The sequence below is a fragment of the Mesorhizobium sp. ISC25 genome (assembly GCF_042295465.1).
Lineage (GTDB): Bacteria > Pseudomonadota > Alphaproteobacteria > Rhizobiales > Rhizobiaceae > Mesorhizobium.
Genome location: NZ_CP135441.1, coordinates 5,255,015 through 5,269,193, shown reverse-complemented (window position 1 = coordinate 5,269,193; position 14,179 = coordinate 5,255,015). Strand labels below are relative to the sequence as shown.

General features: G+C 62.6%; 15 protein-coding genes. 10 read left to right on the top strand and 5 right to left on the bottom strand.

Annotated elements, in window-relative coordinates:
* The first annotated feature begins 9 nt into the window (after positions 1–9).
* The 6 genes from RQ479_RS25815 (at position 10) to RQ479_RS25790 (ending at position 7,475) form a co-directional block, all read left to right on the top strand.
* On the top strand, positions 10–717 hold the full coding sequence (locus tag RQ479_RS25815; RefSeq protein WP_376702881.1) for a hemolysin III family protein: 708 nt from the start codon (positions 10–12) through the stop codon (positions 715–717).
* Positions 718–832: 115 nt separating this feature from the next.
* A complete protein-coding gene (locus RQ479_RS25810) occupies positions 833–1,858 on the top strand; it encodes a MotA/TolQ/ExbB proton channel family protein (RefSeq protein WP_376702880.1) in 1,026 nt (341 codons plus the stop codon).
* Between the two features lies 1 nt (position 1,859).
* On the top strand, positions 1,860–2,891 hold the full coding sequence (locus tag RQ479_RS25805) for a peptidoglycan -binding protein (RefSeq protein WP_376702879.1): 1,032 nt from the start codon (positions 1,860–1,862) through the stop codon (positions 2,889–2,891).
* Between the two features lie 264 nt (positions 2,892–3,155).
* Positions 3,156–3,554 (top strand): hypothetical protein, encoded by a 399-nt coding sequence (locus RQ479_RS25800; RefSeq protein WP_376702878.1) that lies wholly within the window; start codon positions 3,156–3,158, stop codon positions 3,552–3,554.
* 202 nt (positions 3,555–3,756) lie between these two features.
* Positions 3,757–5,241 carry a carboxypeptidase M32 gene (locus RQ479_RS25795; protein ID WP_376702877.1) on the top strand — a complete coding sequence of 495 codons (1,485 nt, stop codon included), beginning with the start codon at positions 3,757–3,759 and terminating at the stop codon, positions 5,239–5,241.
* A 206-nt stretch (positions 5,242–5,447) separates the two neighbouring features.
* Positions 5,448–7,475 carry a DUF3857 domain-containing protein gene (locus RQ479_RS25790; protein WP_376702876.1) on the top strand — a complete coding sequence of 676 codons (2,028 nt, stop codon included), beginning with the start codon at positions 5,448–5,450 and terminating at the stop codon, positions 7,473–7,475.
* 138 nt (positions 7,476–7,613) lie between these two features.
* Here RQ479_RS25790 and RQ479_RS25785 read toward each other — a convergent pair whose 3' ends face one another.
* Complete coding sequence (locus RQ479_RS25785; protein ID WP_376702875.1) at positions 7,614–9,416, bottom strand: ABC transporter transmembrane domain-containing protein; 1,803 nt, start codon at positions 9,414–9,416, stop codon at positions 7,614–7,616.
* Positions 9,417–9,620: 204 nt separating this feature from the next.
* Between RQ479_RS25785 and rpmE the strand changes: the two genes are divergently transcribed.
* On the top strand, positions 9,621–9,842 hold the full coding sequence (gene rpmE / locus RQ479_RS25780; protein WP_006327661.1) for a 50S ribosomal protein L31: 222 nt from the start codon (positions 9,621–9,623) through the stop codon (positions 9,840–9,842).
* A 67-nt stretch (positions 9,843–9,909) separates the two neighbouring features.
* On the opposite strand, the gene RQ479_RS25775 is transcribed toward rpmE, so the two are convergent.
* On the bottom strand, positions 9,910–10,551 hold the full coding sequence (locus tag RQ479_RS25775) for a TetR/AcrR family transcriptional regulator (protein ID WP_376702874.1): 642 nt from the start codon (positions 10,549–10,551) through the stop codon (positions 9,910–9,912).
* A 112-nt stretch (positions 10,552–10,663) separates the two neighbouring features.
* Between RQ479_RS25775 and RQ479_RS25770 the strand changes: the two genes are divergently transcribed.
* A complete protein-coding gene (locus tag RQ479_RS25770; RefSeq protein ID WP_376702873.1) occupies positions 10,664–11,497 on the top strand; it encodes an NmrA family transcriptional regulator in 834 nt (277 codons plus the stop codon).
* Between the two features lies 1 nt (position 11,498).
* Positions 11,499–11,978: a DUF1772 domain-containing protein gene (locus RQ479_RS25765; RefSeq protein ID WP_376702872.1), complete on the top strand. Its 480-nt coding sequence runs from the start codon at positions 11,499–11,501 to the stop codon at positions 11,976–11,978.
* Between the two features lie 25 nt (positions 11,979–12,003).
* Here RQ479_RS25765 and RQ479_RS25760 read toward each other — a convergent pair whose 3' ends face one another.
* The 3 genes from RQ479_RS25760 to RQ479_RS25750 form a co-directional block, all read right to left on the bottom strand.
* Positions 12,004–12,315: a SelT/SelW/SelH family protein gene (locus RQ479_RS25760; protein ID WP_023719638.1), complete on the bottom strand. Its 312-nt coding sequence runs from the start codon at positions 12,313–12,315 to the stop codon at positions 12,004–12,006.
* A complete protein-coding gene (locus RQ479_RS25755; protein ID WP_023678028.1) occupies positions 12,312–13,061 on the bottom strand; it encodes a YebC/PmpR family DNA-binding transcriptional regulator in 750 nt (249 codons plus the stop codon). Before RQ479_RS25755 ends, RQ479_RS25760 begins: the two co-directional genes overlap by 4 nt.
* A gap of 236 nt (positions 13,062–13,297) precedes the next feature.
* Positions 13,298–13,621: a helix-turn-helix transcriptional regulator gene (locus RQ479_RS25750; RefSeq protein WP_023678030.1), complete on the bottom strand. Its 324-nt coding sequence runs from the start codon at positions 13,619–13,621 to the stop codon at positions 13,298–13,300.
* Between the two features lie 51 nt (positions 13,622–13,672).
* On the opposite strand from RQ479_RS25750, the gene RQ479_RS25745 reads away from it, so the two are divergent.
* Positions 13,673–14,155 carry an SRPBCC domain-containing protein gene (locus RQ479_RS25745; RefSeq protein WP_376702871.1) on the top strand — a complete coding sequence of 161 codons (483 nt, stop codon included), beginning with the start codon at positions 13,673–13,675 and terminating at the stop codon, positions 14,153–14,155.
* Positions 14,156–14,179: the final 24 nt, after the last annotated feature.

The following is a 14,179-nucleotide window of genomic DNA, read 5'->3' as shown; positions in this document are numbered from 1 at the left end:
GGATCATCGATGACGAACAGCCGGCCCCAACCCCAGAGCGAATTCTCCCAGCTCGACATCCCCTTCATGGGGCGCTGGCATTACTCGCGCGCCGAGATCATCGCTGACGGTATCGTCCACGCCGTGGGCATCGTGCTGGCGATCGCTGCCGGCTCGACGTTGCTGGCACTGGCCGCCTATCGAACCGGCCCCGGCGAATATGTCGCCGCCGCCTTCTATGTAGTCTCGCTGCTCACCGTGCTGTCGATTTCGCTGGCCTATAATCTCTGGCCGGTCTCGTCGCCGGCAAAATGGATATTGCGGCGCTTCGACCATGCAGCGATCTACCTGCTGATCGCGGCGACCTACACGCCTTTCCTGGCCCAGCTCGGCGGCTCGCCGCTGGCCGTTTCGATGATCGTCCTGGTCTGGATCGCCGCGGCGGTCGGCATCGCCATCAAGGTCTTTCTCCCCGGCCGTTTCGACCGGCTGGCGATCGTCTTCTATCTAGCTATCGGCTGGAGCGGCATCGTTCTGGTGGAGCCGCTCGTGCGGACGCTGCCGGCGACATCGATCGCGCTCATCGTTGCCGGCGGCATCGTCTATTCCTGCGGCGTGATCTTCTTCGCCTGGAAGGGCCTGCGCTTCCACAATGCGCTGTGGCATGGCTTTGTCGTCACCGGCGCCGGCCTGCATCTGGCCGCCATGGTCGACTGCCTGGTCATCAACCGGCTTTGACCTCCGGTCGCGGACAGTGGCAATATTGCCAAGCGCCATTCAATTTCGTCACAATTCCGTTTAGAGTCGCAAACACAAATTGATCGGCGGCGACGGCATCGGAAACGGGGCACGGATGACTCTTCTCAGATCCTTCGGCATGGGCAGGCGCTCCGACGTTCTGATGTACGATCCGCACAAATTGTCGAGCCCGCAGGTGTTTCTGCTGACCATGGTGATCTTTCTGTTCATCGTGGCCTTTATCGCCGCCATCCTGACCCGCCAGATCTCGACCGCCTTCGTCACCAATCCCGGCCTCAACGGCCTGATCATCGGCGTGCTGGCGGTCGGCATCCTGCTGGCCTTCGTCCAGGTCGGCCGGTTGTTCCGCGAGGTGCGCTGGGTCAACTCGTTCCGCGCCGGTTCCGAAACCACCGAACCGGTGTTGCTGGCGCCGATGAAGGCGATGATCGGCCGCTCCTCGACGATTGCCTTCTCGACCAGTTCGATGCGCACCATGCTGGATTCGATCGCCACCCGCCTCGACGAAAGCCGCGACACGTCGCGCTACCTTGTCGGACTGCTGGTGTTCCTCGGCCTGCTCGGCACCTTCTGGGGCCTGCTCAACACGATCGGCTCGATCCGCGAAACCATCGAGTCGCTCGATCCCGGCACCGGCGATGCCGCGGCCGTGCTCGAATCCCTGAAGCAGGGGCTTTCCGCTCCGTTGGCCGGCATGGGCACCGCCTTCTCGTCCTCGCTGTTCGGCCTCTCCGGCTCGCTGGTGCTCGGCTTCCTCGACCTGCAGGCCGGCCGCGCCCAGACGCGCTTCTATACCGAACTCGAAAACTGGCTGTCCTCGGTCACCGACCTGTCCTCCGACATCGTCGTTGCCGACGTAGCCAAGACCGAACCCTCCGAGGAAATCCGGCTATTGTCGGAAAAGCTGCGCACCCTGCAGGAGAACGGCGGCGGCTCCAATCCGCGCGTCGCCACCGCCATGGCCAATCTCGCCGACGGCATTTCCGGCCTCGTCAAGAACATGCGCTCGGAACAGCAGATCATGCGCGACTGGGTCGAGGCCCAGTCCGACGAGCAGAAGGCGATGCGCAACACCCTGGAGAAGATCGCCGACGCCTTGAAGAAGACTGGAGTCCATTGACGTGGCGTTGGCACGAGGCCGGCGCTCCGACCGCCGCATCGATTACTGGCCGGGCTTCGTCGATGCGCTGTCGACGCTGCTGTTGGCGATCATGTTCCTGCTCACGGTTTTCGTGCTGGCGCAGTTCCTGCTCGGCCGCGAGATCTCCGGCAAGGACACGGTGCTCAACCGCCTCAACTCGCAGATCAACGAGTTGACCCAGCTTCTGGCGCTGGAGCGCTCGACGACGCAGGACAAGGAAGACACCCTTGCCAATTTGCAGGCATCGCTGTCCGCCTCGGAGGCGGAAAAGAGCCGGCTCGAGCAATTGCTGGCGCAAGGCGCCGGTGCCGGCGACGCCGCCAACCAGCGCGCAACGGCCCTTTCCGGCGAACTCGACAGCCAGCGCCAGATCAGCCAGCAGGCGCTGAGCCAGGTCGAGATCCTCAACCAGCAGATTTCGGCGCTGCGCAAGCAGATCGCAGCGCTCGAACAAGCGCTCGACGTGTCCGAAACGCGCGACCGCGAATCCAACACCAAGATCGCCGATCTCGGCCGCCGCCTCAACGTCGCACTGGCGCAACGCGTGCAGGAGCTGAACCGCTACCGCTCCGATTTCTTCGGCCGCTTGCGCGAAATTCTCGCCGACCGCGAGAACATCCGCATCGTCGGCGACCGCTTCGTCTTCCAGTCGGAAGTGCTTTTCCCGACCGGCTCCGAAGTGATCAACGATGCCGGCAAGATCGAGATGAAGAAGCTCGCCGATGCCATCATCGAATTGCAAAAGGAAATCCCGCCGGAGATCAACTGGGTGCTGCGCGTCGACGGCCACACCGACAACAAGCCGCTCTCCGGCACCGGCCGCTACCGCGACAATTGGGAATTGTCGACGGCGCGCTCGACATCGGTGGTCAAGTTCCTGATCGAGAACGGCGTGCCGGCCAACCGGCTGGTCGCGGCCGGCTTCGGCGAATTCCAGCCACTCGACCCCGCCGATACCGAAGAGGCGCGCAACAAGAACCGCCGCATCGAGCTGAAGCTGACCGAGCGGTGATCCGCAAGCCTTTGGCTTGTATCATGCGCCAGGTCGACCCGGCCCAAGTCGGCGGCGGGTAGGGCACTGGTGCGGCAGCGGCAAGAGCTGAAAAAATTACCTTTTTTTAATTACCCTTTGCCGCCATCGCCTTTTAGCCTCGGTCATGGGCCGAGAACTGCCGGCGGTGGAACCGTTCATCGCGACGCGACGAAACCTGACGGCCCGCGGCCGGAAGGCAGGACCACCCCAACCACCGCCTTCCCCAGTAAAGGAGACGCAACCATGCGCTTCTTCGCTCCCAGGAATCTCAGGACTGCTACGCTCGCCACACTTCTCCTCGCCGTTCCGTTTGCTGGCGCTTACGCCGGCCCGCGTGAGACGGCCTTGATCAATCAGATCCAGAGCGTGGAGACGGGTATCCAGGGCGCCATCCGGGCGAACAAGCTCGAGCCGGGTGAGGCACGTGACCTGCGCACGCAGGTCGCTCAACTCGATCGGGCCGCCCAGAGGGCCGCGCGTGATGGAACGATGCCGAGCACGCAATATCAGCAGTTGCTGGCGCAGCTCGACGAAGTCAGCCAAAAGCTGCGCGCCGATACCGGCAGTGCCTTCCTCATCGGCAACGGCGCCGATGGCGGATACTATCCGAACGGCTATGGCCCAACTTATCCGGGCGGCTGAAATCGGCCGCCGTGCCCGGCGCTGTGGCTATTGATTTTGCGCATGATCCTTTTCCAGCTCGGTTCAGGGATCATGCGCTAGCCCAACGCCAGCGCAATCAGCGCCAGCGCTGGCGGCAATGCATCGTTCGCGGACGGCTTTCGGGGTTGCCAACAGTTTTGCATTGGTATCTTTTCCCGCCGTCAAATCAGCGGAACCCACAATGTCCTTTCAAAAACTCGACGACCTCGGCCACAAGCTCGAAGCGCTGGAACATGCCCTCGCCATCCTCGGCGCCGACGAGGCGACCCATATGGCGGTCGGCGGCGGCGAGAAGCGCGCGGAGGCAATGTCGGCGCTTGCCGGCATGCACCATGCCCGGGCGACTGCACCGGAGATTGCCGACTGGATCGCGGCGGCCGAGCAGGAAGCGCTGAACGAAGAGCAGCAGGCCGCGGTCAGGGAATTCCGCCGGCAATACACCAACCTGACATGCCTGCCGGTCGAGTTCGTCGAGCGCCAGACGACCGCGCGCATGCGCTCCGAGCAGCTCTGGCGCGACCTGCGCGCCAAGAACGACTGGGCCGGCTTCCTGCCGGCGCTGGAAGGCGTCGTGGCGCTGGTCCGCGAGGAGGCGGCACTACGCGCCGAGGTGCTCGGGCTCGAGCCTTACGACGCACTGATGGAGCAATATGACCCGGGCAATCGCACCGCCGACATCACGCCTGTATTTGCCGAGTTGAAGACCTTCCTGAAAGGCTTCGTGCCGGAGGCACTGGCCGTGCAGGAAGAGCGGCTGGCGAAACATCCGCTGAAGCCGCTTTCCGGCAGCTACCCCTTGGACAAGCAGCGCGAGCTTGGCCTCGCCATGATGGCGGCAGTCGGCTTCGACCTCACCCACGGCTCGCTGTCGGTTTCGCACCATCCCTTCTGCGGCGGCGTGCCGAGCGACGTGCGCATCACCACCCGCTACAAGACCTCGGATTTCCTGTCGGCGCTGATGGGCGTGCTGCACGAGACCGGCCATGCGCTGTACGAGCAGAACCTGCCGAAGGCGTGGGCGCACTGGCCGCTCGGCAGAGCACGCGGCATGGCGGTGCATGAAAGCCAGAGCCTGTTCGTCGAAAAGCAGATCGGCCGCAATCCAGAATTCTGGCGCTGGGCGCTGCCGGTGGTCGAAAGACACCTTGGTGAGAGCTGGACGATCGACGACATCCTGCCGCACGTGCACCGGGTCGAGCGCGGCCTGATCCGCGTCGATGCCGACGAGGTCACCTATCCGCTGCACGTCATCCTGCGCTACGAGCTGGAGCAGGAGCTTGTCTCGGGACGGCTGGAAGCAGCCGACCTGCCCGAAGCCTGGGATTCCAAGATGCGCGATTATCTCGGCCTGTCGACATCAGACAATCCGGCTGATGGTCCGATGCAGGACGTCCACTGGCCGGGCGCCGCCTTCGGCTATTTCCCCTCCTACACGCTCGGCGCCATGATGGCGGCGCAGCAATGGGCGGCGCTGACCAGGGATCATCCTTCAGCCGACGAAGACCTCGCCAAGGGCGATTTCGCCGCGATCAACGACTGGCGCCGCAAAAGGATCTGGTCGCAAGGGTCGCGCTGGTCGACGCCGGAACTGCTCGAACGCGCCACCGGCGAAAAGCTCAATGCCGTGCATTTCACCGAGCACCTGAAGAAGCGGTACGGGAACTGAGGCGCTTCATCTATTTCCGGTTCTTGCCGCGGTGACCGCAGAAATCCGCGAAACTGGCCTTTACTTTGGTGGGAAAGCCTCTGAAAAAGGAGTTCTTCCAAGTTGGGCGAGCGTAGATGTCTGCCTGTTACAGTTTTCATAGGGTGAAGTCTTTCTGGCCCCGCTTGGTATTTTTCATCTTATTGGTCGGTCTGAGTTCTCCGGCCATGTCCGACGACATGGTTCTCAAGGGTCCGGCAGAAAGCTGGGTAAAGCGGCTTGATATTCCGCCTGCCGACCCCACCCGATCGGATCAAATCAAGAATGGCGTTTCATGGCTGCTCTCGGACGACCAGATCAAGCATCGCGCCGGCGGCTATGTCGAGTACTCGCGCACCGTCTATAAAATCGTCGACCGTCCCGGCCTGGATCGTGGCGCGAGCATCGATCTGCAGTTCGATCCGTCCCGGCACAAGGTCACGCTCAACCATCTTCACATCATCCGCGATGGCGCCGTTTTGGACCGGCTGGAAGGCGCCGAATTCGACATCTTCCGCAGGGAAAGAGATGCCGAGAAAGGCGTCTTCGACGGCTGGCTGACAGCACATGTCAACATCGATGATGTGCGCACCGGCGACATCGTCGACTACGGGTCGACCTACGAAGTAACACCGCTGGTCGGCAAGGACCTTTTCTTCAAGAATTTCTCCACCGAATGGGAAGAGCCGGTAGCGCTTATCCGCACAAGCATCGTTTGGCCTTCGGGCCAGCCGCTCGAGATCAAGACCAGGGGAACCCGACTCAGGCCTTCAATCTCCCCGACTGGGCCGGACACCACCTATCTGTGGGAAATTCCAAACCCGAAACCGGTCAATGTCGAAGACAACCTGCCCGTGACCTATCCAGGCTGGGGCTCCATCGATGTCGCGTCTACCGCGAATTGGCAAAGTGTGGTCGATGCCGTTGCGCCCTATTACAAGCCAGCGACCGTTTTTCCCTCGGCTTTTGCCGCAAAGCTCGACGACATCGCTCTGCGGCATCCGGTGCCCGAAGACCGGATGGTCGAGGCAATGCGGTTGGTGCAGGACCAGATCCGCTATGTAAGCCTGTCGATGGGTGCCGGCTCCTACGTTCCGCGTGATCCCGCGACGGTCATCCTGAGCGGGTTTGGTGACTGCAAAGACAAGGCACTGCTGCTGGTTTCGTCGCTAGTGCGGCTTGGCATTGCTGCCGAGGTTGCCTTGGCCGATCTCGACGAGGGGCGGGCCCTGGACCAGCATCTGCCGGCGGTTCGCGATTTCGACCACGCCATCGTCAAGGCAAGGATCGGAGCAAAGACATATTGGCTGGACGCCACGAACTATCTTCAGGGCGGCAAGGCGCACAATCTCGCACAGCCGGACTACGGCTTCGCGCTGCCGCTTTCCAGCACCGGCGGGTTGGAGAAGATGCCGAGCCCTACGCTCACCAGCCCACCGATCCAGATCGCCGAGGAATTCGACTTTCCGCGGAAACCGGGCGATCCCCTCGTGCTGACGGTCTTCTCGACATATGAGGACGCCGATGCCGATTGGATGCGCGGCAACTTGGCCAGCCGGTCGCTGAGCGAGGTGTCGGACGCTTACCTGAAATATTACAACAAGCAATATCCGGGCATCCAAACCGTCGCAAAGCCGGAAATCGTGGATCGCCGCGACGGCAACATAGTGAGCGTGAAGGAAAGTTATCGCTTGCCGGCGGAGGCGCTGGCGGCCAACGATCTGGCAAAGAATTTCCCGATCCGCGCGGCCGACCTCGGCAACAACTCACTTCCAACCCCGACAATCGTCGACCGAACCGGGCCCGTCTCCCTCGGCCCCCAGGTCTACCGCCGCCACAAGGTGACCGTGCGCAACCTCAAGGCGAGGTTTTCCGGCGAGTCGATGAAAAACGTCGTGACGCCCTATCTGTCTCTCAAGGCGTCCTGGTCCAACACGCCCACCGAATTTCAAGTTGAATGGAACTTTCAGACGCTGGCAACTGAAGTGCCGGCCAAGGCGATTGCCGATTATCTGAAAACCGTCGATGACGTCGCAGACGAAATTCGGTGGCAGTACGATTTTACCTATGAAGAGCCGCCTGCCGATGTGCAGCTCAGCGATCCGGCAAAGGAGCAGCGACAGACCGTCGCCAGCATGCTTTTGTTGTCGTTGCTTGTCGGCGTTCCCCTGTTCATCGCCTATCGACGCGGCAAACGCCGAGCTTTCGGTAGCTGAAGAATCCCGGCGGCCGCGGGCGGACCATGATGCCGAAAAGCGGATGCCGGTTTTCGGAAAAGATCATGGTGAAACAAGAAGATAGAGCCCGACCCCGATGTCATCGGGATGGACCAGGCTCTGACTCGGTGGCCGATGCTACTCCGCCGCGCCCCTGAAAGCATTCGCCCCGGTTTCGAACTGCAGCTTGGCCAGCCGCGCATAGATGCCGCCCTTGGCGACCAGGCTCTGATGCGTGCCTTCCTCGACGATGCGGCCGCCATCCATGACCAGGATGCGATCGGCCTTCAGCACGGTTGCCAACCGATGGGCGATGACGATCGTGGTGCGGCCCTGCATTAGCCGGTCCAGCGCCGTCTGCACCAGCGTCTCGCTTTCGGCATCGAGTGCCGAGGTCGCCTCGTCGAGCAGCAGGATCGGCGCATCGCGCAAAATGGCGCGGGCGATCGCCATGCGCTGGCGCTGGCCGCCCGACAGCGTCACGCCGCGCTCGCCGACCTGGCTGTCATAGCCCTTTTCGAGTTTCAGGATGAACTCGTCGGCAAGCGCGTCCTTCGCCGCCGCCTCGATCTCGGCCTGGCTGGCGCCGGGCCGGCCAAAGCCGATATTGTCGCGCGCGCTCGCGGCAAAGATGGTGACGTCCTGCGGCACGATGGCAATGCGCGCGCGGACCGCCGCCGGATCGGCCTCGCGCAGATCGACCCCGTCGATGACGATCCTGCCGGCCTCCGGATCGTAGAAGCGCAGAAGCAGCGAAAACACGGTACTCTTGCCGGCGCCGGAAGGCCCGACGATCGCCACCGTCTCGCCGGGTTTGACCTGAAAGCTCAGGCCATGGACGGCGGCGCGGTCGGGCCGGGCCGGATAGGAGAAGGAAACATCGTCGAAGCTGATCGCGCCTCTCGCCTTTGCCGGCAGCGGCTTCGGATCGACGGGCGCCTGGATCGCGGGTTTCTCGGCCAGGATCTCGGTCAGCCGTTCGGCAGCGCCCGCTGCCTGGGACAGTTCGCCCCAGACTTCCGACAGGGCGCCGAGCGCGCCGGCAGCGAACACCGAATAGAGCAGGAATTGGCCAAGCGTGCCCGGCGACAGCGTGCCGTCGAGCACGTCCCGCGAGCCGAACCACAGCACCGCCACGACTGAGGAAAAGATCATGAAGATGGCGAAGAAAGTGAGAAAGGAGCGGGCAAAGATCGAGGCCCGCGCCGCTTCGAACGCTGCTTCCACGGCGGATGAAAAATGCCCGGTTACAAGCTTCTCGTTGGTGAAGGCCTGCAGGGTGCGCACCGCGCCGATCTGCTCGCTGGCGTAGGCGGTGGCATTGGCCAGAGTATCCTGCGCCAGCCGTGACTTGCGCCGCACCGAGCGGCCGAAGGCGACCAGCGGCAGCACGATTAGCGGAATGGCCGCGATGACCAGGCCGGACAGTTTTGGGCTGGTGAAGACCATCATCGCCACGGCGCCAAGGCCGAGGATGACGTTGCGCAAAGCCACCGAGGCGGTAGCACCGACGGCCGATTTGACCTGTGTCGTGTCGGCGGCGAGCCGCGAGACGATCTCGCCCGACTGGGCCGTGTCGAAGAAGGAGGGCGACAGCGTGGTGACGTGGGCGAAGACATCGCGGCGGATATCGGCGACGACGCGCTCGCCGAGCGTGATGACAAAATAGTAGCGGCTGGCCGACGCCGCCGCCAGAACAGCGGCCATCACCACCAGCATGGCGAAATATTCGGCAATGAAGCTGGAATCGGAAGCGGAAAAGCCGTGGTCGATCATCCGCCGCACGGCCAGCGGCAGTGCCAGCGTCGTCGCCGCCGCGACGGCCAGCGAGACGATCGCGCCGATGACCATTTTGCGGTAATGCATGATGTAGGGAAACAGGCGCTGCAGCGGCCTCAGCGAGCGCCTGCGCTCGTCTGCATCGCCGCTGATGTTCGCCATGACCGTTTCCTTTGGCCCTTTGAGGTTTGCGCCATCAATATGCGCTCGCCGCGGCCTTGTGATTCAATTCCGGCTGATGTATAGGCTCGCCGACCGTTTTAGAAGCCGTGGCTCCTCAATAGCTGCGGCTTCGAGTTTTAAAAAGGGGCGCATCGACGCAGGCTTCAGCCCGTCGGCAGCACCCGGCAAGCCAGGAACAGAACCATGAAGACCGACATCCATCCCGACTATCACACCATCAAGGTCGTCATGACCGACGGCACCGAATACATGACCCGTTCGACCTGGGGCAAGGAAGGCGATACGATGAACCTCGATATCGACCCGACCACCCATCCGGCCTGGACCGGCGGCCAGCAGACCCTGCTCGACCGCGGTGGCCGCCTGTCGAAGTTCAAGAAGCGCTTCGAAGGTTTCGGCCTCTAAGCCAACGACCTTTCGTACATCGAAAACCCGCCCCTCGTGGCGGGTTTTTTGTTGCCTAGGTGCGGTCCTACCGATCGAGCAACTCCCGCAGGGCCATCCGCTTGTAGGCCGCAACCAGCCTGTCACCTTCCTGCCGGTCGACCGAAATCGCCAGCCGCATTGCGGCCTCGCCCATCTGCCAGATGAGAAATGCCGTCGTTTCCAGCGCTTCCGGATCTGCGGCGGGCCGCAACCGCTTCAGCACCGCAGTGAGGAATTCAGCATTGGCCCGGCTGTCGGCGAGCTCAAGTTCGCGCAACGCCTTGTCGGCCTGCGTGCCCGACCAGATGTCGCGCATCACCGGCTCCGCCAGGAACATTCCGTAGTAGATATCCACCAGTTCCGAAAATGCCCGGCGCAGGCCTTCGGCGTCATTGACCTCGGCCAGTGCCGCCGCAATGCAGGCCTGGCTTTCGGCGGTGTAGCGTTCGGCCAGCGCCCAGATGATCGCCCGCTTGTCCGGAAAGAACTGGTAGAGCGAGCCGATCGACACGCCGGCCCTCTCGGCCACCTCGCCCATGCGCATCGCATCGCTGCCTTGCTCGGCGATCAGCGACGAGGCGGCGGCCAACATGCGCTCGACCCGCTCGCGGCTGCGCTGCTGGCTCGGCGCCCGGCGCGGCGATGCGATCTGGCCGTCCTGTGAATCCGATACGGCAGAGCCTTCCATCACTGTCTCCAGACGAACAATCAACAAATTGGCTTGACTCGCAAAATACGAGGGTTTATCACGTTTTGCAAATGTGAGGATTACTCACATTTTCAAACTGAGGAAAATCGACATGAACCCTACTGTAACGAAACCAACTTTGATCCTCGGCGGCACCGGCAAGACCGGCCGCCGTCTCGCCGAGCGGCTGACGGCGCGGGGCCTGCCGGTGCAGATCGGCTCGCGCTCGGGTACGCCGCCCTTCGACTGGGAAAATAGCACGAGCTGGGAACCCGCGCTTGATGGTGTCGGCGCCGTCTACATCAGCTACTATCCTGATCTTGCGGTGCCCGGCGCGGCCGACACGGTCGGCGCCTTCTCTCGTCTTGCCGTGGAGTGTGGTGTACGCCGGCTGGTACTGCTGTCGGGGCGCGGCGAAACGGAAGCACAGCGCGCTGAAGAGATGCTCAAAGGTTCAGGCGCCGAGTGGACGATCCTGCGCTGCGCGTGGTTTTCCCAGAACTTCAGCGAAGGCTTTCTCGTGGATTCCCTGCGCGAGGGTGAGGTGGCATTGCCGGTGGGCAATGTCGGTGAGCCATTCGTCGATGCCGACGACATCGCCGATGCCGCGGCTACGGTGCTTACCCGCCAAGGCCATACCGGCCAACTTTACGAACTGACCGGGCCGCGGCTGCTGAGCTTCGCCGACGCGGTCGCCGAGATCGGCAGGGCGGCCGGCCGCGACATTCCCTTCAAGCAGATTTCACATGCCGAGTTCACCGCCGCCATCGCCGAGCACGAGTTGCCTGCCCAGTTCGCCTGGCTGCTTAACGAGCTGTTCACAGAAGTGCTCGACGGCCGCAACGAATCGCTGACCGACGGCGTCCAGCGCGTGCTCGGCCGCGCCCCAAAAGACTTTTCCGCCTACGCAACCGAAACCGCCGCCACGGGCATCTGGAGGAACTGACATGATCATGAAACTGCTTCCCACCCTCACCTTCGTCGCTGCCATTGGCTCAGGCGTTGTCGGCGGCGTTTTCTTCGCCTTCTCCAACTTTATCATGCCGGCGCTCGCCCGCTTGCCTGCCGGAGGCGGCATCGCCGCCATGAATTCGATCAACATAACCGTGATTACGCCGGCATTCATGACCGCGCTTTTCGGCACCGGGCTGGTCTGTCTTGTCCTTGCCGCCGGCGCTCTTATCGGCTGGAGCCAACCGGGTGCATTCTGGCTCCTCGCCGGCGCCCTGATCTACCTCGTCGGCAACCCGATCGTGACGATGATGTTCAACGTGCCGCTCAACGACGCCCTGGCTGCCGTTGATCCGGCAAGCGCCAACGGTGCCGCGGTATGGGCCACTTATCTCAGGGACTGGGTGATATGGAACCATGTCCGCACCATCACCGCCATCGTGGCGCTAGGCTGCTTCATCTTCGCATGGCGGTAAATGCAGGACGGAAGTGTAAATGCCTTCAGGCAGGGTCTTTTGACTTATGGCCCTTGCGGTCGGCATGGCCGAGATCGCGATCCGGATCGATGACGTCGCGAACCAGTTGCTTGAGTTTTGCGGCGTCGGGAAAACCGCCGTCACGCTTGCGGTCCCAGACCAGCGTGTCATTGCAGGAAATGGTGAAGATGCCGCCGGTGCCGGGCACCAGCGTCACTTCGCCGAGATCGGTGCCGAAGGTGGACAACAGCTCCTGCGCCATCCAGCCGGCCCTGAGCAGCCACAGGCACTGGGTGCAATAGGTGATGCGGACTGTGGGCAGCGCGTGTTGGGTCATGCCGCGCTGAGCTTCGCCAAGGTCTCCTCGTCGACCTCGAAATTGGCGTAGACGCTCTGCACGTCGTCGTCGTCCTCGAGCGTCGCGACCAGCTTCATCAGCGATTGTGCCCGCTCCTCGTCGACCGCGATATTGGTCTGCGGCTTCCAGATCGGCTTCACCGATTCAGCCTCGCCGAGTGCGCCTTCCAGCGCCTTCGACACTTCGCCGAGATTCTCGAAGGCGCAGTAGATCGTGTGGCCTTCCTCGTCCGACTGCACGTCGTCGGCGCCAGCCTCGATCGCCGCGTCCATCACCTTCTCGGCGCTGCCGGCCGATGCCGGATAGTAGATCTCGCCGACGCGGTCCCACATGAACGAAACCGAGCCGGTCTCGCCCATCGCCCCGCCGGCCTTGGTGAAGGCAGCGCGCACATTCGACGCAGAGCGGTTGCGGTTGTCGGTCAGCGCCTCGACGATCAGCGCGACGCCGCCTGGCCCGTAACCCTCGTAGCGAACGGCTTCGTAGGTCTCGGCATCGCCCATCGACGCCTTGTTGATGGCGCGCTGGATATTGTCCTTCGGCATCGACACCGCCTTGGCGTTCTGCACCGCGAGGCGCAGGCGCGGATTCATCGATGGATCGGGCGTACCGCTCTTGGCGGCGACGGTGATTTCGCGCGCCAGCTTGGAAAACATTTTCGATCGCACCGCATCCTGGCGGCCCTTGCGGTGCATGATGTTCTTGAACTGTGAATGGCCAGCCATGGCACCCCTGTCGTCTTCTCGGCTAGAGCATCTGCCGCCTGGTGAACCACCCGGCATCTTGCAAAATGCTCGAATTCAAAATTTCAGAACGTCCTTGCTGCGTCCGGACGGACGTACGGCGCTCTCTGTCGGAATGGCCGGCTTATAGATAAATCGGCTCAATTCGTCCAGCCGCGCCATTGCTGCCGGCACGCAAGGGTTTCAAGACCCGAAAATCGGCAGGCCTCGGCAACCTTTCATCCCTCAAGATCGGATTTCAGCCGGTCGAGGATGCTGATCGCGTGCGTGGCATATTGGCTGATCCAGCGGTCGTGGATGTGCTTGATCGGCAGCGCGTTGAGATGGTTCCAGCGTTCGCGGCCCTCGCGCCGCGCCACCACCAGGTCGGCCTCCTCCAGCACCTTCAGGTGCAGCATGACCGTGCAGCGGTCCATGTCGGGGAAGGCATCGCACAACATGCCGGTGGTCTGCGGCGCATCCTTCAGCCGGTCCAGCAACGCACGCCGGCGCGGATGCGCCAGCGCCTTGAAAACATTGTCGTCTCGCGATTGGCTTGACATGTTATGTTTCTATAACATATCCTTGAGCCATTCAAGGAAGGAGCTGTGGATATGTCTCTTGGATTCAGGGTTTCTGGCCGCATCGGCAAACCTGTCGCCGAAGTCTTCGATGCGGTCGTCAATCCGAAGAAACTTAGCGGTTACTTCACCACGATCGGCGGCGCCAGCGCACCGCTGGTGGCGGGCGCCACCGTCATCTGGTGGGGCAAGGTTCCCGTGGAGGTCGACAAGGTGGAGAAAGACAGCCGCATCGTGCTGCGCTGGGATGCCACCGACGCCGACGGCAAGCCAGCCTACAAGACCCGCATCGAGATAAATTTCGAACCGCTCGACGATGGCGGCACCTTCGTCACCATCGCCGAGACCGGCTGGCACGAGGACGCGGTCGGCCTGAAGAAATCCTACCTCAATTGCGAGGGCTGGTCGCAGATGCTGGCCTGCATGAAGGCCTATGTCGAATACGGCATCAATCTGCGCGACGGCTATTACCGCAGCGAGATGAAGGGCGAGCCGGCCAACGAGAACAACATCTGAAAAACCACCAAGATGACGGAGGCC

Excerpts from the sequence above, each read along its gene's own strand:
- RQ479_RS25815 (WP_376702881.1), top strand. The coding sequence starts at position 10 with ATGACGAACAGCCGGCCCCAACCCCAGAGCGAATTCTCCCAGCTCGAC.
- RQ479_RS25810 (WP_376702880.1), top strand. The coding sequence starts at position 833 with ATGACTCTTCTCAGATCCTTCGGCATGGGCAGGCGCTCCGACGTTCTG.
- RQ479_RS25800 (WP_376702878.1), top strand. The coding sequence starts at position 3,156 with ATGCGCTTCTTCGCTCCCAGGAATCTCAGGACTGCTACGCTCGCCACA.
- RQ479_RS25795 (WP_376702877.1), top strand. The coding sequence starts at position 3,757 with ATGTCCTTTCAAAAACTCGACGACCTCGGCCACAAGCTCGAAGCGCTG.
- RQ479_RS25790 (WP_376702876.1), top strand. The coding sequence starts at position 5,448 with ATGTCCGACGACATGGTTCTCAAGGGTCCGGCAGAAAGCTGGGTAAAG.
- RQ479_RS25785 (WP_376702875.1), bottom strand. The coding sequence starts at position 9,416 with ATGGCGAACATCAGCGGCGATGCAGACGAGCGCAGGCGCTCGCTGAGG.
- rpmE (WP_006327661.1), top strand. The coding sequence starts at position 9,621 with ATGAAGACCGACATCCATCCCGACTATCACACCATCAAGGTCGTCATG.
- RQ479_RS25775 (WP_376702874.1), bottom strand. The coding sequence starts at position 10,551 with ATGGAAGGCTCTGCCGTATCGGATTCACAGGACGGCCAGATCGCATCG.
- RQ479_RS25770 (WP_376702873.1), top strand. The coding sequence starts at position 10,664 with ATGAACCCTACTGTAACGAAACCAACTTTGATCCTCGGCGGCACCGGC.
- RQ479_RS25765 (WP_376702872.1), top strand. The coding sequence starts at position 11,499 with ATGATCATGAAACTGCTTCCCACCCTCACCTTCGTCGCTGCCATTGGC.
- RQ479_RS25760 (WP_023719638.1), bottom strand. The coding sequence starts at position 12,315 with ATGACCCAACACGCGCTGCCCACAGTCCGCATCACCTATTGCACCCAG.
- RQ479_RS25755 (WP_023678028.1), bottom strand. The coding sequence starts at position 13,061 with ATGGCTGGCCATTCACAGTTCAAGAACATCATGCACCGCAAGGGCCGC.
- RQ479_RS25750 (WP_023678030.1), bottom strand. The coding sequence starts at position 13,621 with ATGTCAAGCCAATCGCGAGACGACAATGTTTTCAAGGCGCTGGCGCAT.
- RQ479_RS25745 (WP_376702871.1), top strand. The coding sequence starts at position 13,673 with ATGTCTCTTGGATTCAGGGTTTCTGGCCGCATCGGCAAACCTGTCGCC.